The following is a 17,643-nucleotide window of genomic DNA, read 5'->3' as shown; positions in this document are numbered from 1 at the left end:
GGCACCCCATGGCGGCAAGGATAGCAGTGCGCCGGTGGCGGGGCGCTTCGGGTTGATCCGGGCGCAGCCCTGGCGCCACAGGGATGGACAGCGCGCTCAGAACAGGCTGAGGTTTTCTTCCCGGCTCCGTGGCGTGGCGGGCTCGGTCTGGCTTGCGCCCGCGGCCGCGGCCGCCCGCTTGGTCTGGCGCGGGCCGGTGGCGGCGCTGCTCGCACCGGGCCGGCTCAGATTGCCCACACGCACGCCCAGCAGGCGGATGCGCTTGCCCAGATCCACCCGCTTGAGGCAGGCCCCGGCCGCGCGGCGTATCGCTTGTGCGTCTTGCGTCGGCAGGTCCAAGGTCAGGTCGCGGGTGACGGTGTGAAAGCCCTCGAAGCGCAGCTTGATGCCGATGGTGCGCCCGAGGTAGCCCTTGCGCTGCAGATCGCTGGCCAGCTGTTCGCACAGGCGGGTGAAGATGGCGCCCAGGGCGGCGCGGTCGTGCACGGCATGGAGATCGCGCTCGAAGGTGGTTTCGCGGCTGATGGACACCGGCTCGCTGTGCGTGACCACGGGCCGCGAGTCGCGGCCATGGGCGGCCTCGTGCAGCCAGGCGCCAAAGCTCTTGCCGAACTGGGCGATCAGCATCGCCGGCTCGGCCGCGGCCAACTGGCCCACGGTCTCCAGGCCCAGGGCCTGCAGCTTGGCGCCGGCCTTGGGGCCGATGCCGTTGATCTTGCGCACGCCCAGCGGCCAGATGCGGGTCTGCAGGTCATCGGGCGCCAGCAGCAGGGTGATGCCGTCGGGCTTGTCCATCTCGGAGGCGATCTTGGAGAGCAGCTTGTTGGGCGTGATGCCGATCGAGCAGGTCAGGCCGGTGGCGCGCAGCACCGAGTTCTTGATCTCGCGCGCCACTGCCCGCACGCCGCCCAGGGGGTCAAAACCCACCGGCTCGCGGATGCCGGGCACCTCGCCCAGGTCGATGTAGATCTCGTCGATGCCGCGGTCCTCGATCACCGGCGCGATTTCGGCCACCGCTGCCTTGAACAGGCGCGAGTAATGCCGGTAGGCCTCGAAATCGGTGGGCAACAGGATGGCATCGGGCGCCCTCAGGGCGGCCTTCATCATGCCCATGCCCGAGAACACGCCCAGGTCGCGCGCCGCGTAGGTGGAGGTGGTGATGACGCCGCGGCCGGTGTAGTCGCGCAGGCGTGAATACTCGCGCGTGCCATCGGCCAAGGTGCGCGGCTCGTGCATGCGGCGCCCGCCGATCACCACGGCCTGGCCTTTCAGATCGGGGTAGCGCAACAGCTCGACCGAGGCATAAAAGGCGTCCATGTCCAGATGCGCGATCAGGCGATCGGGCAGGGCCGTGGAGGACGGTTCGGGGCGCTCGGACATGGCCGCCATTGTGGCGCGGCCTGCTGACAAGCGCTGTCAGTGGGCTGGTTTTTTATCCAGCTTTTCTTCAGGCGCTTGGTTCAGCTGCAACCCTGGCTGCCGCAGGAGCTGATGCCGCTGGCTTCGGTGGCCAGGGGCTGGGCGATGGCACCGCTGAGCGGGTCGTAGCCGACCTGGCTCATGTGGAAGACCAGGGCTGCATCCATCATGTCGGCGTGGGCCGGAAACCAGTTCACCAGCTCGGGCAGCAGATTGCGCATGGGTTCCAGGTCGGCATGGGCATGGGTGTGGGCCAGCACCTGGCGCATCACGTCCAGCACCATGGCGTGCTGCTTGCTGTGGCAGTTGTCGGCGGCAAAGCCGGTGGCCGCCATCCAGCCCTCTTCCATGGCGAAGTGGGCTTCGGTATGGCTCAGCAGGCGCGCATACAGGGGCAGGGGATCGGGCTCGGGCTGGGCCAGGGCTTCGCCCAGCTCATTGAGCAGGGCGACGAACTCCTGGTGGGTCTGGTCGATCTGGGGCTGGTTCAGGACCAGGGCGTCGGTCCATGCAAGGGTGGTGCTCATAGGGGCGCAAGGGTAGCGCATTTGCCTGCGCGCCAGATGGGGCGACGGCGACCGTTTGGGCCGGACTTGTGGCAGATCAAGTGCGAGCGGCGTATGGCCTGGCTTGCACATCGCCCATTTCCCGGCTTGTCCTGATCCGTTCGGATCATGCGTCGATGGCGATTGTGAAGATGGCCGGCAGAGCCCGCCCTGCTCGGGCTTTCGGGGCCCGGCCAGGCGCCAAGAATGCGCCTCTTCTAGCCAACGCCAAGAAGTGGACCATCTCCGGCGAGAGATGGAGCTGCTCACACCGCAGGCCAAGCCTCACCCGAGCGCCGGTGCTTGCAGGCCAGCCATGAACGAGGGAATGCACATCATGATCGACCGCTCCATCGAGCCGGAGGCGCTGCGGCGCCCCACGCTGGATTTCTTTCGCCACCACGGCGTCTGGGCCCTGGGCGTGCGCCTGTTCCGGCGCCTGAGCTTCCGGCTCAAGGCCGCCTGCATCAGCCTGGCCTTCGGCCTGCCCATCGTCTTGCTGAGCCTGAGCTTCTGGCAGGCGCAGCAGGAGGCGCTGGAGACCGTGCGCAAGGAGCGCGCCGGCGTGCGCCTGATGGCCCAGGCCCAGCCCTTGCTGCTGAGCCTGCTGGAGGTGCGCAATGCCACGCGCGCCCTGCTGGGCGGCCATCAGCCGGCCGAGTCCGACCTGGCCAGCGGCCGGCGCCGTGTCGATGAGGCTCTCGCCCGTCTGGCCCAAGGCAGCCGGGAGGACTTGGCGGCCCTGGGCCTGGCGCCTCGCCTCCAGGCTTTGCAGGCGGCCTGGGCGCAGACAGCGCAGGCACCGCAGGGCGTGGATGAGCAGGGGCGCACGGTGTTTGGCCCGGTGGCGGCCGCGGTGGTCGAGCTGCTGCAAGGCATCGGTGACAACTCGCGCCTGGTGCTCGATGCCGAGCTCGATGGCTTCTACCTGGTCGATGCCCTGGTGCTCAATCTGCCGCGCCTGGCCGACGATCTGGGTCAGCTCTGGGGCTGGTCGACCTTCGGCCTGGCCAAGGGCTTTTACACGCCCGAGCAATTGCGCCGTTATGCCGTCTGGGATGCTGGCGTGCAGAACGGCCTGCAAGCTGTGCGCAGCGATCTGCAGCGCGCCGCGCGCGCCCGGCCTTCGCTCAAGCAGGCGGTGCCGGTCGAGGCCCTCGACGCCGTGGCGGCCTACCGCAGCGAGGTCGGCGACCCCACCCGTTTGCTGGGCACGCGCACGGCCGAGCAGGCTTATCGCCAGGGCCATGCCGCCTTGCAGCAGGCCCTGGGCCTGGCCGAGCAGGGCTTGCGGGCCCTGGACGGCCTGCTGGCCGAGCGCGAGGCGCATCTCCTGACCCTGCGCCTGTGGCTGGGCCTGGCCACGCTGTTCTGCCTGGCCCTGGCGGCCTACCTGTTCCATTGCTTTTTCCTGGTCATGGACGGCGGGCTCAAGGAGCTGCGCCGCCACATGCTGGCCATGACGGCCGGTGATCTGCGCACCCGCCCCGAGCCCTGGGGCTGCGACGAGGCCGCGCGCCTGATGCACACCTTGCACGACATGCAGGCCTCGCTCTGCCACATCGTCGCCGGCGTGCGCGATGGTTCGGGCGCCATCTTGCAGGCCAGCGCCGATATGGCCCAGGGCGCGGTGGAGCTGGCGCGGCGCACCGAGCAAAGCGCCGCCAGCTTGCAGACCTCCGCCACGGCCATGGAACAGATCGCCGTCACCGTGCGCCAGACGGCCGAACACGCGGGCGATGCCGCCGGCATGGCCACCGGCAATGCCGATCTGGCCCAGCAGGGCAGTGCCCAGGTGCAGCGCCTGCGGCACAGCATCGCCGGCATCGAGCAGGCCTCGGGCCGCATGGCCGACATCACCGGCCTGATCGACAGCCTGGCCTTTCAGACCAATATCCTGGCCCTCAATGCCGCGGTGGAGGCCGCGCGGGCGGGCGAGGAGGGGCGCGGCTTCGCCGTCGTGGCGGCCGAGGTGCGGGCCCTGGCGCAGCGCTCGGCCCTGGCCTCGAAAGAGATCCGCAGCCTGATCTCGGCGAACCTGGAACGGGTGCAGGCCGGCGGCGAGCAGGTCGGTGAGGTCGAGGCCACCATGGCCCGCATCGCCCGCAGTGCCGCGGCCATGAATCAGCTGCTGGCCGAGATCGCCAGCGGCGCGGCCCAGCAGCGCGAGGGCGTGGCCCAGGTTGGCGCCTCGGTGCAGGAGCTGGACGGCCTGACCCAGCGCAATGTCGCCCTGGTCGAACGCAGCGTGGCTTCGGCCCAGGCGCTGCAGCAGGAGTCCGGCGAGCTGGTGGCCGGGGTGGAGCGTTTCAAGCTGCCCGAGGGCGAGCTCATAACGGCCTGAACCGCGAGAGCGCTCCGCTCAAGGTCGCTCGGCCCAGGAGTCGACGCCGATGTCGAAGCGCAGATTCATGCCCTTGCCCAGGGTGTCCACCTTGAGGGTGCCGGCCATGTTCTGGGCCAGGCTGCGGCCGTGCGCGTCGGTCTGGTAGCGCGAGCTGACGTCCAGCTGGATCACCATCACGAAGCGGCCCTGGATGTCGATGCGGTGTGGGCGGCCGGTCTCGGGGTCGACCCAGGCGTGCAGCAGCACCTTGCGGGTGAAACTCTTGTCCTCGGCCTCGAACAGGGTCCAGCTTTGGCCGTCGAGCGCGACGCCCTCGCTGCGGCGCACCGGGGTGTCGGGGCTGAGCCAGTCCTGGCCGCGGCCCAGGGTTTCGCTGATCTGCTGATTCTGGTTCTCGCGCTCGGCGTCGCCCGGCGCCAGCGGCGGCTCGGCGGCGGTGATGCGGTAGATGGGCTTGCTGCCCTCCCAATGGTCGAGCTTGCGGCGGGTCAGTGTGGTGTCGGTGTAATTGCTGGTGGCTTCGATGCGGGTGCTCGATTCATCGGGCACCACCTGTTTCTGCGCTTCCAGATGGGCCAGGGTCTTGAGCCACAGCGGGTCGGCCGCCTGGGCCTCGAGCGGCAGCAAGGGCAGGGCAGCCAGGGACAGGAGGAGCAGGAACTTGCGGCGCATGGCAGCTTTCGAGGCAGGGAAGCCGTGGATTCTGCCGAGCAGGCGCCACACTCCCAGGCCCCGGGCGCGAAGTAGCAGCTTCAGCGCCCCGCGGTAGCAGCTTGCCTGGCCGGAGATCGGGCCAGACCTCCAGAGTAGCCGTTCAAATCAGGCGGGCGCGGTGGCGGGCCACCTGGGCCCGCACCTGGGCCGGCGCCGTGCCGCCGAGGATGTTGCGGGCGTTCAGCGAGCCGCGCAGGCTCAGCACCTCGAACACATCGTCACCGATGCGGGCATCGAACTTCTGCAGCTCTTGCAAGGGCAGCTGGGACAGATCGACGCCGCTGGCGATGGCAGTCTTGACCGCGTGGGCGACGATCTCATGTGCGTCACGGAAGGCCAGACCCTTCTTGACCAGGTAGTCGGCCAGGTCGGTGGCGGTGGCATAACCCTTGAGCGCTGCGCGCTCCATGGCTTCCGGTTTGACCGTGATGCCGCCGGCCATTTCGGCAAAGATGCGCAGGGTGTCTTTCAAGGTGTCCACCGTGTCGAACAGCGGTTCCTTGTCTTCCTGGTTGTCCTTGTTGTAGGCCAGGGGCTGGCCTTTCATCAGGGTGATCAGGCCCATCAGATGGCCGACGACGCGGCCGGTCTTGCCGCGCGCCAGTTCCGGCACATCGGGGTTCTTCTTCTGCGGCATGATCGATGAGCCGGTGCAGAAACGGTCGGCGATGTCGATGAAACCGAAGCTCTGGCTCATCCACAGGATCAGCTCTTCCGACAGGCGCGAGATGTGCACCATCACGAGTGATGCCGCGGCCGTGAACTCGATCGCGAAATCGCGGTCGGACACGGCGTCCAGGCTGTTCTGGCACACGCAGGCTTCGCCTTTGTCATCCACCATGCCCAGGGTCCGGGCCACGCGCTCGCGGTCCAGCGGGTAGCTGGTGCCGGCCAAGGCTGCCGCGCCCAGCGGCAGACGGTTGACGCGGCGGCGTGCGTCGGCGAGGCGCTCGGCATCGCGGGCGAACATTTCCACATAGGCCAGCAGGTGGTGACCGAAGGCCACCGGCTGGGCCACTTGCAAATGGGTGAAGCCGGGCAGGATGGTCTCGGCGTTCTTCTCCGCCACATCGACCAGGGCGGTCTGCAAGGCCTTGAGCAGCAGCAGCAGCTCGTCGATCTCGCCGCGCAGCCACAGGCGCACATCGGTGGCGACCTGGTCATTGCGGCTGCGGCCCGTGTGCAGGCGCTTGCCGGCCAGGCCGACCAGGGCGGTCAGGCGGGCTTCGATATTGAGGTGTACGTCTTCCAGATCGAGCTGCCAGTCGAACTGGCCGGCTTCGATCTCGCTCTTGATCTGGGCCATGCCGCGCTCGATGTCGGCCAGGTCCTGCTCGGCCAGGATGCCCTGGGCATGCAGCATCTCGGCGTGCGCCAGGCTGCCTTGGATGTCGGCCGCCCACAAGCGCTTGTCGAAGAACACGCTGGAGGTGTAGCGCTTGACCAGATCGCTCATGGGCTCGGAGAAGAGCGCGGACCAGGCTTGCGCCTTGTTGGCGAGCTGGTTGTCACTGGGTTGGCCGGGGGCAGGGGAGGTGGATGACATGGGCAGAGGGCGCGCAAAGCTGCTGTGGGAGAGGCGGGGCCCAGGGGTGGCTGACGCACAATCCGAGGGCGCTTGATTCTATCGAGCCCCACCGTCCGCCTTGGCCTTGCCGGCGGCTTGACTTCAGGAGCCTTGCCTCTCGTGACCTCGCCTCGTTCCAAGTCTTCCTCCTCCGATGCCGAAGGCGGCCCTTCCAGCCGCGCCAGCGTCTGGCCCGACACCACCAGCCTGACCTCCATCCTCGGCCTGCCCACCCAGCCCGCCGAGGAGACCGAGGTGCTGCCCCTGTTCGACCCCGAGCGGGTGTTCGATGTCTGCCATGTCGGCCTGGTGCTGCGCGCGGTGCTGGGGGTGCAGGGCTTGCTGGCCCTGGGCCTGGCCTTGGCGGCGCGCCATCTGGAGGAGTGGATGAGCTGGGTGGCCAGCGGCACCGTTGTCACGCTGTCGGCCGTGCTGCTGTGGCTGCTGCTGGTCTGCGCCGGTAAGCGCCTGCTGGCCCAGCTCAGCGAACCCTGGCAATGGGCCAGCCTGCTGGGCTTGGGGGCGCTGTGCTCCTCGGCGGGCTGGCAGTTGCTGAACCTGGCGGCGCTGGAGCCCAGCACCGGTTTTCGCTTAATCAGCATCGGCGTGGCCGGGGCGGCGGTGGCCGCCTTGTTGCTGGCCTGGATGAAGCTGCGCGAGCGCTCGCAGCGCCCGGCCGACGCTCTGGCCCAGCTGGTCGAGCTGCAGGCGCGCATCCGCCCGCACTTTCTCTTCAACACCCTCAACAGTGCCATCGCCCTGGTGCGCCTGGATCCGCTCAAGGCCGAAGGTTTGCTGGAGGATTTGAGCGAGCTCTTCCGTGTGGCCCTGGCCGACGCCACCACGGTGGTGCGCCTGGACGAAGAGGTGGAGCTGGCGCGCCGCTACCTCGACATCGAGCAGGTGCGCTTCGGCGAACGCCTGCGTCTGCACTGGGACCTGGACCCGGCCGCCAGCAGCGCGCGCGTGCCGCCCCTGCTGCTGCAGCCTTTGGTGGAGAACGCCGTGCGCCACGGTGTGGAGCCCAATGACGAGGGCGGCGATGTCGAGATCCGCACACGCCGGCGCGGCAGCGAGGTGGAGATCTCGGTCAGCAACAGCGTGGGCCGTGCGGCGCAAACATCTGGTCACGGTTTGGCCCTGCGCAATGTGCGCCAGCGCCTGCGCCTGATGCATGATGTGGCCGCCAGCTTTGAGCTGAGCCCCTCGCCGGGGCGCTTTGCCGTGCGCATCGTCCTGCCGATCTGAGCCTGCTTCCCGAGTTTCGATGTCTGAGTTTTGTTGAACTTCCGCCATGCAGCCCGCCGCCTTGTCCGTGTTCCTGGTTGATGACGAACCCCTGGCGCGCCTGCGCCTGCGCAGCCTGCTGGAGGCCTGCGTGGACCCGCGGGCCGAGGTGGTGGCCGAGGCCAGCAGCGCCACCCAGGCCCAGCATTGGCTGCGCGATCACAGCTGCGATCTGATCCTGCTCGATGTGCAGATGCCTGGCGCCGATGGCCTGCAGCTGGCCGACGGCCTGCAGCAGCAGATGGCCCAGCCGCCGGCCATTGTGTTTGTCACGGCCCATGCCGGCCATGCTTTGCAAGCCTTCGAGCTGGAGGCCATGGATTACCTGACCAAGCCGGTGCGGCGCGAGCGCCTGCAGGCCGCGTTGACCCGCGTGGCCCAGCGCCTGGCCGAGCGCTCGGCCATGCAGACCTTCCAGGCCACCCAGCCGGGTGAGCTGGAGCCGGAGCAGCCGGTCATCGTCGTCAGCGACCGCGGCCGCTTGATCCGCGTGCCGCTGAACGAGGTGCTGTACTTCAAGGCCGAGCTGAAATACCTGACCCTGCGCACCGCCACGCAAAGCCTGGTGATGGACGGCAGCCTGTCCGAGCTGGAGCCGCGCCTGGGCGAGCGCTTTTTGCGCGTGCACCGCAACGCCCTGGTGGCCAAGGCCGCGGTGCGCCAGCTGGAGCGCCACGCGCCCAGCCACGCCAGCCCAGACGACGGCCAGGACACCCAGCTCGGCGGTCTCGACCCGGTGCAGGCCGAGGTGGCCGATGGCTGGGCGGTGCGCATCGCCCATGTCAATGAATGGCTGTCGGTGTCGCGCCGTCAGGTGGCGGCGGTGCGGGAAGCGCTGGCCGACCGCGGCAGCTGAGCACGCCCCTATCATCGGGCTCCCAACAGAACTGACCATCAGGTCAGAGGGACCCGGGGAGGGGCACCATGGCCGCAGAGCCAGGCATTCGATTTTTTCGTCATTCATCGCGCTGGCGGCGCAGGCTGCTGTGGCCGGGTGCGCTGCTGGCGGCTGTGGGCCTGAGCGCATGGTGGTTCGGGCTCGGGCGTCCGCTGGAGGGCGCTGAGGCGGCCGGCACGGCGGCGCTTCGGTCGAGGGCCCAGCCCGGTGCGGCTTCGGGTGCGTCGATCAGCCCGTTCTGGAACCTGGCCCGCGAGGCCGAGGACCAGGTGCTGGCGGAGCATTACCGCCGGGCCGGCGTGCCCACCGCGACGCCGCCGCCGGGTTCGCGCATCGACGCCGCCGAGTGGGAGGCGCGGCGCCGCGATGCCCGTTGGTGCGCCGAGGGTGGCTTGCGCTGGGACAGCGGGGATGAACCGCCGCCGGCGCTGGCGGACCTGCAGGCGGCCCAACAGCAGCTGGTCCGGGCCTGGGCCCGGCAGCTGCGGCAGCGTGCGGACATACAGGCCCAAGTCGCGGCAGAGTGGCTGGACATCAGCCATCCGACGGATGCCGCTTCGGCGGCGCGCGCCCGGGCCCGCTTGCAGGATTTGGCGCGCAGCAGCCGCCAGCCGGTGGCGGTGTACCTGGCCTTGCACATGGGCTGCGCCGATGCGGCGGCCTGCACCCCGGTGCCGGCCTCGCTGTGGGCCGAACTGGAGCCGGACAACCGCCTGGCCTGGCTGGCCCAGCTTGCACGGACCGAGGCGCCCGCAGCGCAGCGCGAGTGGCTGGCTCGGGCCGTTCTCGCGCCCCAGCACATCGACTACGGCCGCGAGGTTTTGAGAACCTTGCTGACCCTGCCGGGCGAAGCGCAGCCCGGCATGCGCCGGGCGGCCCAACACGCCGCGAGGGCGGCCGCTGCGTTTGGTGTCGCCCCGTATTTGGGTGCCGGGCCCTCGCGCTTGTGCAAAAGCAGCGAGGCGAAGCCGGGCTCGGTCGTGCACGCGCAGTGCCGCATCCTGGCCCAGCAGCTGTGGCGTGCCGGCGAGGACTTGCTCAGCCACTCCGTGGCGCTCAGTCTTGCCAAGGTGGTGGATGCCGACAATCCGCAATGGGCCGAGCGTCGCGCGGAGCTGCAAGGCCTGCAGGCCGCATCGCCAGCGGATCTCCAAGCCTTTCAGCGCGAACACGGGGATCAACCTTTTGAGTGCGTGGCGCCCGATGTCATTGCTCAGATGTTGGGCGATGTGGCGAGCAAGGGCGAATGGGGCATGTTGCAGGCTCATGTGGCAAGGCTTGGCGCTGCGGCGCCTCGGCCTGATTCGCCGACCCGCTGAAGTGCTGACTGAGCGGAGGAAGACGAGGCGGGGCTGTGCGGCAGAGGTGGTGCCGAGCTGCCTGAGCTTTACGTATCATTCCGCCCGATCGCGCAACACACACAGAGATAACAAGGACAACAAGCGCGGCGTGCAGGAGGAGCAAGCATGGCCAACCGGGGCCCCAAGATTCAGTTCACTCGCCGCAGCTGTCGCTGGGGTGCCTGGCTGGCAAGTGGTGGTGCGCTGCTGGCTGCAGGCGCCTGGCTCTGGCTGCAGGAGCCGAATGGGGCCGTGGGTGCAGCAGATGCTGTTGCGGCGCCCACTTCAGCGCATGCTGCGACCAGCGCCTCCGCAGGGGCTCCGCCGGCGCTGAGCCCTTTCTGGAGCCTCGCGCGCGATGCCGAAGACCGGGTGCTGGCCGAGCATTACCGCCAGGCCGGGGTGGCCACAGCGACCCCGCCGCCGGGCTCGCGCATCAGCCCGGAGGAATGGGAGGCGCGGCGCGTTGATGCCCGCTGGTGCGCCGAAGACGGCCTGCGCGCGGGCGATGGCTTGAGCCCCTTGCCTGGCGACAGCAAGAGTCTGAGCCAGGCGAAAAGCAAGCAGGTGGACGAGGCCATCCGTCTGCTGCGGACTCGGAGCCAACCCATGTTCAGCGCCGTGGCGGAATGGCTGCAGTACCGCTATGCCGAGGACGAGGCCGCGCGCGGGCAGGCGCAGGAGAACCTGCAGAACCTGGCGCGCAGCAGCCGCCTGCCCCTGGCTGTGTTTCTGGCCCTGCGTGCCGAGTGCGTGGGTGGCTCGGTGAGTTGCACGCGGGTGCCAGCCGCCCTGTGGGCCGAGGTCGAGCCCGACAACCGCCTGGCCTGGCTGGCCCAGCTCGCGGAGACGCGCCAGCCACAGGAGCAGCGCCGTGTCTTGCTGCGCGCCGCCGAAGCGCCGCGTCAGTTCGACTACAGCCGCCATGTGCTGCACGTCTTGCTGAGCCTGCCCATGTCGGGATCGCCGGGCTTGCGGGCGGCCTCGCAAGTTTTGCTGCGCGCAGACGCGGCGGCCTCGGAAGACTTGGTCGGTGCACCGACGCTGCAGCATCTCTGCAAGACCTTGCATGTCCGTGACGCGGAGGTTCAGCGGGCTTGCACGAGCTTGGCCGAACAGTTGTGGCGGGACAGCGAAGACCGGCAAGGCCACAATCTCGCGCTCGCCCTGGCGGCCGGTTCGGCGGTCGACAAGCTCGTGTGGGGCGAGCGAGCCCAAGAGCTTAAGCTGGTGGAAGACCAGGACGCCTTCGAGACGGTGGCGGGCATCAAAGACCTGCAGCGCCAGGCTCTGGGCTGTGGTGGATACCAGACCCAGTTTCAGCAACTGGCCGATTACGCGGCTTTCGGCGAGTGGCGCTATTTGCAAGGCCGCCAGGTCGTTCGCGCTCAGGCCGAGGCGCTGGAGCAGGCGAAAAAAAGCCAGCCCTGAGTTGGCACCCAAGGGCTGGCGGAAGTTTCACTCGTCAGGGATTTGTCGGCCTCATCAGGGCTGGTAGCTGACGGTCAGCTTGTAGGTGCCGGCGGCGTAGCCCTTGAGCAGCACATAGACCTCGCTGTTGCCGCTCAGATTGATGGCGCAATTCTCGACGGAGGTGCTGCCGTCGGACTTGCAATCGAAGCTGCTGGTGGTGGGGGCGGCGCCGACCTTGACGTAGAGGTCGATGTCGCCTTCGCCGATGGTGCTGGCCTTGAAAGCACCGGCCTTGGCCTTGAATGGGCCGAGCACCTGGCTGGCGCCGGTGGCGAGGCGACCCTTGAGCACCTCGACCTTGTCGCTGGGCACGCTGCTGCCGGGGCCGTCGCTGCCCAGCTCCACCGCATAGGACAGGCCCAGGCGGGCGAACTTCAGCGAATGGTCAGCCTGGCTGCCGGTGTTGGCGTAGGTGTCGTTGGCGGTGTGGATCTTGGGGTTGTCCTGGTTGAAGGCGGCCTCGAAGGGCATGGACGCGGCATAGCCCTGGGCGGTCCAGGAGGCATGGTCCGAGCAGCCGTAGCCGCAGACATCGGTGCCGATGCTGAGCTCAGGCTGGTAGGTCTGGATCAGGTTGTTGACGAACTGATTCTGCGCCGCATCGGTGTAGTCGGTGTAGATGTAGATGTCCTTGGGCGAGCCCTTGTAGTTGGTCATGTCCAGCTGCATCACGCCCACCACATTGGCGCCCAGGCGCTTGTGGCTCTTGGCGATTTCCTGCGAGCCGCGCAGGCCCACTTCCTCGGCCGCGTAGGCCATGAACTGGATGGTGCGTCGCGGCTTGTAGTTGTTGGCCATCAGGGTGCGCAGGATCTCGGTCAGGCTGGCCACGCCCGAGGCGTCGTCGTCAGCGCCGGGCGCCACCGTGGTTTCGGTGGTGTTGGAGCCGTTGATCGAGTCCATGTGGGCGCCCAGCACGATCACTTCGCGGCTGTTGTCGCTGCCCTTGATGGTGGCAATCACCGACTTCTGCGCCCAGTTGGGGTGGTTGAACTGCACCACCGAGAAGTCGCTGCGGCCGGCGCCCAGGTTCGCCCATTGCTGCTTGATCCAGTTCGAGGCGGCCACGCCCGAGCTGGTTTTGTAGAAGCGGTTGGTGAAGCTGGAGAGGTCGACGATGGTCTGGCCGATGCGGCTGGCCTGCATCTGGGCCAGCATGGGCGTGACCCGGGCTTGCTGGTCGATCACATAGCTGGGGCGCGAGGGGCCGCCGGCGCGGCCAGCGGCTGCCGCACCCGTTGCCGCGCCCAAAGTGCCGCCAGTCTTGGCGGCTTCGCTGCTATGGGCTTGCAAGGTGGCCAGGCCGTCTTCCAGGCTGGCATGGAACATATAGCCGCCGCAGCGGCGCAGTTCTTCGTGGATGGAGTCGGACAGCTGGCCGAGCAGGTCTTCGTCGATCTGCACGAGGTGGATGGATTCGGGCTGGGCGGCCGCCGCGGTGCGGGCGGCGCCACTGCTCAGGCCGGGCCGGCGCGCACTGCTGGCGGCGCTGAACTCTCCCGAGCGGCTCAGGCCGCTGCTGACGCTCAGGCGCGGGCGGGCGCTTTCGCTGTGCTTTTGCAGCTGGGCCAGGGCGGCATCACCGAGGCTGATCCAGATCTTTTCGCCGGCCAGGCTGGCGCTGCTCAGGGCGGCCAGGCTCAGGCCGAGGGCGGCCAGCAGGGGGGTGGTTTTTTTCATGGCGGAGTCTCCTCGGTTGTGCCTTCTTGCACGCTCTCTTTGTGGGGCTGTGCGCGCAGCGCAGCCGGTGCGGCTGCTAATCGACCGATCTTAGAAGTCCACCTCGGAACTGGTCAGAGGGTTTTCGTGTGCGAAATCGGCCGGCCTGGGCCTTGAAAACCTAGGGTAAACACTGGTTTTGCCGAGCTTCATGGCAGTTTTCAGCCACACGCATGCCACAAAAATGACGCAATTTCGCTGGTTAACCCGTGGTGTGGCAAAGCTGCATCCCTTGAATCCGCTACGCAAAAACCCTGTTTTCAGCTGCCAGAATGCGGCCCGCGCGGCTGCCAGGCTGGTCTGACCAGGACAGTGGGGCAGCGCCACCGCTCGGGTGGGTGCGCGCATTTCCCGTAGTAAGCAACAAGACGCTGCGGCCGGAAACCCCGTTGCTGGCAGTGTTCTGAAGGATCCCTGATGTCCCGTACTTTCAAGCGCCAGTCTCCCCTGGCCCTGACTGGCATTGCATTTGCCAGCGCCCTGACTTGCTCCACCGCCTTTGCCGCCGAGACGCAATCGCTGGAGCGCGTTGAAATCATTGGCAGCCACATCAAGCGTGTGGACGCCGAAGGCGCTTCGCCGGTGGCTGTGTTCCGCCGCGAAGACATCGCCAAGAGCGGTGTGGCCACCGTGCGCCAGCTGGTCGAGCAACTGGCTGCCAGCACCGGCAGCCTGAGCGACCTGGGCGGCAGCAACAGCTTTGCCGGCGGCGCCTCTTCGGCTTCGCTGCGCAATCTGGGCAAGCAGTCCACCCTGGTGCTGCTGAACTTCCGCCGCGTCGCCAGCTACCCCCTGGCTGACTACAACCAGACCTTCACCAACATCGACTCCCTGCCCGTCGAGGCCATCGAGCGCGTCGAAGTGCTGAAGAGCGGTGGCTCCTCCATCTACGGCTCGGACGCCGTGGCCGGTGTGATCAATATCGTCACCCGCCGTGACTTCCAAGGCCTGATCGGCAAGGTCAACCGCGAAGCCTCGCTGCTGAACAGCCAGTTCAACGACAAGGGCCTGACCCTGACCGGTGGCTACGGCGACCTGGCCCGCGACCGCTTCAATGTGCTGGCCAATGTGGACCTGTACAAGCGCAATGGCGTGATGTGGAACGAGGTGGTGGGCGATGCCAACCCGGCCTACGCCGCCTTCTCGACCGGCTTCGGCACCCCCTCGACCTATGCCTACCCCGGCAACGTCATCTCCAAGGGTGCCAACGGCAAGAACTCGCTGCAACCGGTGGCCGGCTGCGCCAGCGCCAACCTCATCGGTGGCCTGTGCCAATACGACCGCTATGAGCGCTTCGAAGCCACGCCCAAGGCGGACCGCGTGACTGCCCTGGTCTCGGGCAAGCTGCAGATCAATGAAGACCTGCAAGCCTATTCGGAAGTCCTGTACTCCACCACCAAGACCGGCTATGAGAACGCCTACAACGCCTACGGCACCGCTCAAGGCACCACGGTCTGGGGCGATCCGCTGACCAACGGCCTGAAGAGCTTCACCAACCGCGGTCTGCCCGCCGAGCATCCGCTGAACAACACCGGCGCCGAGGCCGAGTTCCGCTATCGCTTTGTCGATTCCGACGCGCACAAGCGGGTCAAGACCGACCAGTACCGTGTGCTGGCCGGCCTGAAGGGCGTCTGGGGCGCCTTCGACTGGGACACCGCTGCGGGCGTGATGGGTGGCAAGACCACCATGGATCAGCGCGGCGCGTTCAGCGAATCCGGCTTCAAGGAAGTCATCGGCGACTACACCAAGACCAAGCTGGACGCCGACTTCTTCAACAAGGCCAATGGCTACAAGATCGGTCAGGTCAACTCGGCCGCCGTGCTGGCCAAGCTGTTCCCGACCTACGGCTACGACGCTGAGGTCAAGCAGTACTTCATCGACGGCAAGCTGAGCGGCGAGTACGGCAGCCTGCCGGCCGGCGCCATCAATGTCGCCACGGGCTTTGAAGTCCGTCGCGAAGAAGTGCAGATCACCCCCACCGGCGGCCTGGAGCGCGGCGACATCGTCGGCTTCGGTTCGGTGCGCTCAAACGCTTCGCGCAACTACGGCGCTGTGTTCCTGGAAGGCAATCTGCCCATCTTCAAGAGTCTGGAGCTGCAAGCCGCCGGTCGCGTGGACAAGTTCCCCGGCTTCGGCGCACACTTCTCGCCCAAGTTGGCCCTGCGCTTCCAGCCGAGCAAGGAACTGCTGTTCCGCAGCACGCTGGAAACCGGTTTCCGCGCTCCCAACCTGACCGAGAACGCGCCCTCGACCAAGTTCGCATTCAACAACGGTATCAGCGACCCGAAGCGTTGCAACCAGGCTTCGGCTTACGCCAAGGACCTGAAGGCCCAGGCTGCCGCATTGCCCGCGGGCAACCCTGACAAGCAGCTGCTGACGGCCCAAGCCGACAACGTGCTGGGCGAATGCTCGCGCGGCGTGGCCAGCATCGTGTCCTACAACCCTTCGCTGAAGCCTGAGACCAGCCGTACCGCGACCCTGGGTCTGGCCTTCTCGCCGGTCAAGGACCTGAGCGCCACCATCGACTACTGGCGCATCGAGCGCAAGGACGAGATTGGCCTGAAGAGCGTCAATGACCTGCTGAACATCGAAGACACCCTGGCTTCGGGCGTCATCGGCCGTGGCGACCTGGCCAACGACCAGATCTTCGACGCCGCAGCGCGCGCCAAGTACGGCGTGACCGCGGGCCGTCTGCAGTCGGTGACTTCGACCTTCGAGAACCTGTTCCGCACCAAGACCTCGGGCTGGGACGTGACCGTCAAGGGTCAGGTCGCCACGGAAGTCGGCAAGTTCGGCGCCGATCTGGACCTGACCTACACCACCGATCTGTACTACTGGAGCGCCGCTCGCAAGGGCTACGGCGACAACATGGCCGGCCGCTACGGCACGCCGCGTTGGAAGTCCAAGCTGACCCTGAGCCACAGTGTGGGATCGGTAGCTCAGGCCCTGACCTTCCACTACCAGAACAGCACGGCCCTGAACGGCGACTTCAACGCGCCGGCTTGGACGCCAGCCGACTGTGCCAAGACCAAGAATCTGAGCGCTGAGCAATGCCGTTATGGCGCCTACTCGCGCCTGGACTACAACGTCAGCTACAGCCCGATCAAGGCCTTGAAGCTGAGTGCCAACGTCCGCAACATCCTGGGCACCCGTGCCCCGGTGGACTACCGTGGCTTCGGCGTTGGTGGCGTGATCCCCCCGGATCGCGAAGACGTCCAAGGCCGCATGCTGCGCCTGGCTGCCGAGTACACCTTCTGGTGATCTGAGCTGCCCCGGGGGTATCGGGTTCGAGCCGACTCGCGAGAGGCGGCTTGGATCCCGAAGCCCGCGAGCATGAACCTGAGAGGCCGGCTTGATGCCGGCCTTTTTTCATGCCTGCCATTTGTGCGGTGTGCCTGCTCACGGCACTTTGCGGACCTCTGTGGGGTTGTCGTTCTCGCTGCGGTGTCTCGTCTCGCCGCCGGGCTCATGGTTCGCGGGTCGGCTCTGCGAGCCGACTGCCCTCGCTGCTCACTGCGCGGCTCAGCGGCGCCAAACTCCCTCCGTTCGCTGCGCTCGCTGTGGTCAAACAGTGGCGCCGAGTCAGCACTTGGAGCGCGCGACTACGCGCGCCTGAGCCGCTCCGCTGCGCCCTCGGCCGCGCACAAATCGCCCGTCGGCGGGCCGAGCCCCCTCCGGAGGTGGCGTGCTCCACCGTTGATGAGGCACATCGACCGCGATGCAAGCGCCCTGCAGCCCGTGCCGCTGCCGGGCGATTTGTGAAGGGCCGAGCAGCACAGCGACTCGGGGCGTGCACGTACTCGTGCGCTTCAAGTACTGACTTGGCGCTTCTGTCTGAACGAAGCGAACGCAGGGAGCGAAGTGAGTTATGCGCCAGCCCCGAGGCGCGAGCAGCGCAGGGAAGTCGGCCCGTCAGGGCCGACCCCGGAACCATGAGCCCAGTGGCGGCACGGGCTGCAGGGCCTCACGAGCAAAACCACCAAAGGCTGCTTCGTGCCGCAAGCCGCCCCGCCATGCGGCGATCTTTACACCTTCTTGATACCCATCTCCCCAGCTTCTACACGGGCCTGATGCGTCTGTTTTTAAGCTGACTTCATTGCAACAAGGTCCGTCAAACGACCGTGAGGATGAAGAAGATGATGCTGATGGATGGGATCTTTCTGGTCCTGAGCCTGGCCTTGTTTGGCCTGGCTGTGGGCCTGGCCCTGGCCAGCCACAAGCTGGCTGCGGCAGGGGGCAAGCCATGAGTGCCTTGTACTGGATCAGCGGCCTGGTGGCCGCGGGCTTGTTTGCCTATTTGCTGTACGCCCTGCTGCGTGCCGAGGAGTTCTGAG

Annotated in this window: 12 protein-coding genes; 7 read left to right on the top strand and 5 right to left on the bottom strand. The window is 67.5% G+C overall.

Annotated elements, in window-relative coordinates; all coding sequences use genetic code 11:
- Positions 1 to 96 precede the first annotated feature (96 nt).
- Together dinB and AC1Q6P_RS08115 are read right to left on the bottom strand one after the other, a co-directional pair.
- Positions 97 to 1,380, bottom strand: a complete 1,284-nt coding sequence (gene dinB, locus AC1Q6P_RS08120; RefSeq protein WP_492663134.1) for a DNA polymerase IV — start codon at positions 1,378 to 1,380, stop codon at positions 97 to 99.
- Between the two features lie 80 nt (positions 1,381 to 1,460).
- Positions 1,461 to 1,946 carry a hemerythrin domain-containing protein gene (locus AC1Q6P_RS08115; protein WP_102769848.1) on the bottom strand — a complete coding sequence of 162 codons (486 nt, stop codon included), beginning with the start codon at positions 1,944 to 1,946 and terminating at the stop codon, positions 1,461 to 1,463.
- 355 nt (positions 1,947 to 2,301) lie between these two features.
- On the opposite strand from AC1Q6P_RS08115, the gene AC1Q6P_RS08110 reads away from it, so the two are divergent.
- Positions 2,302 to 4,308: a methyl-accepting chemotaxis protein gene (locus AC1Q6P_RS08110; protein WP_492663135.1), complete on the top strand. Its 2,007-nt coding sequence runs from the start codon at positions 2,302 to 2,304 to the stop codon at positions 4,306 to 4,308.
- Between the two features lie 18 nt (positions 4,309 to 4,326).
- On the opposite strand, the gene AC1Q6P_RS08105 is transcribed toward AC1Q6P_RS08110, so the two are convergent.
- Positions 4,327 to 4,983 (bottom strand): hypothetical protein, encoded by a 657-nt coding sequence (locus AC1Q6P_RS08105; RefSeq protein ID WP_492663136.1) that lies wholly within the window; start codon positions 4,981 to 4,983, stop codon positions 4,327 to 4,329.
- 142 nt (positions 4,984 to 5,125) lie between these two features.
- Positions 5,126 to 6,571: an argininosuccinate lyase gene (gene argH / locus AC1Q6P_RS08100; RefSeq protein WP_492663137.1), complete on the bottom strand. Its 1,446-nt coding sequence runs from the start codon at positions 6,569 to 6,571 to the stop codon at positions 5,126 to 5,128.
- 141 nt (positions 6,572 to 6,712) lie between these two features.
- On the opposite strand from argH, the gene AC1Q6P_RS08095 reads away from it, so the two are divergent.
- From AC1Q6P_RS08095 to AC1Q6P_RS08080, 4 genes are all read left to right on the top strand, one after another.
- On the top strand, positions 6,713 to 7,840 hold the full coding sequence (locus AC1Q6P_RS08095; RefSeq protein WP_492663138.1) for a sensor histidine kinase: 1,128 nt from the start codon (positions 6,713 to 6,715) through the stop codon (positions 7,838 to 7,840).
- 46 nt (positions 7,841 to 7,886) lie between these two features.
- On the top strand, positions 7,887 to 8,735 hold the full coding sequence (locus tag AC1Q6P_RS08090) for a LytR/AlgR family response regulator transcription factor (RefSeq protein ID WP_492663139.1): 849 nt from the start codon (positions 7,887 to 7,889) through the stop codon (positions 8,733 to 8,735).
- 68 nt (positions 8,736 to 8,803) lie between these two features.
- Positions 8,804 to 10,096: a hypothetical protein gene (locus AC1Q6P_RS08085; RefSeq protein ID WP_492663140.1), complete on the top strand. Its 1,293-nt coding sequence runs from the start codon at positions 8,804 to 8,806 to the stop codon at positions 10,094 to 10,096.
- 147 nt (positions 10,097 to 10,243) lie between these two features.
- Complete coding sequence (locus AC1Q6P_RS08080; protein ID WP_492663141.1) at positions 10,244 to 11,548, top strand: hypothetical protein; 1,305 nt, start codon at positions 10,244 to 10,246, stop codon at positions 11,546 to 11,548.
- 54 nt (positions 11,549 to 11,602) lie between these two features.
- Here AC1Q6P_RS08080 and AC1Q6P_RS08075 read toward each other — a convergent pair whose 3' ends face one another.
- Positions 11,603 to 13,270: a M20/M25/M40 family metallo-hydrolase gene (locus tag AC1Q6P_RS08075; RefSeq protein ID WP_492663142.1), complete on the bottom strand. Its 1,668-nt coding sequence runs from the start codon at positions 13,268 to 13,270 to the stop codon at positions 11,603 to 11,605.
- A 456-nt stretch (positions 13,271 to 13,726) separates the two neighbouring features.
- On the opposite strand from AC1Q6P_RS08075, the gene AC1Q6P_RS08070 reads away from it, so the two are divergent.
- Both AC1Q6P_RS08070 and kdpF read left to right on the top strand, forming a co-directional pair.
- Positions 13,727 to 16,570, top strand: coding sequence for a TonB-dependent receptor domain-containing protein (locus AC1Q6P_RS08070; protein WP_492663143.1), 2,844 nt, complete (start codon positions 13,727 to 13,729; stop codon positions 16,568 to 16,570).
- A gap of 982 nt (positions 16,571 to 17,552) precedes the next feature.
- Positions 17,553 to 17,642, top strand: a complete 90-nt coding sequence (gene kdpF, locus AC1Q6P_RS08065) for a K(+)-transporting ATPase subunit F (protein ID WP_492663144.1) — start codon at positions 17,553 to 17,555, stop codon at positions 17,640 to 17,642.
- The last annotated feature ends 1 nt before the right edge of the window (position 17,643 follow it).

Source organism: Roseateles sp. GW835-FHT13E02, from assembly GCF_058794035.1.
The sequence above is the reverse complement of the archived record's forward strand: the minus strand, read 5'-3'. Positions and strand labels throughout refer to the sequence as shown.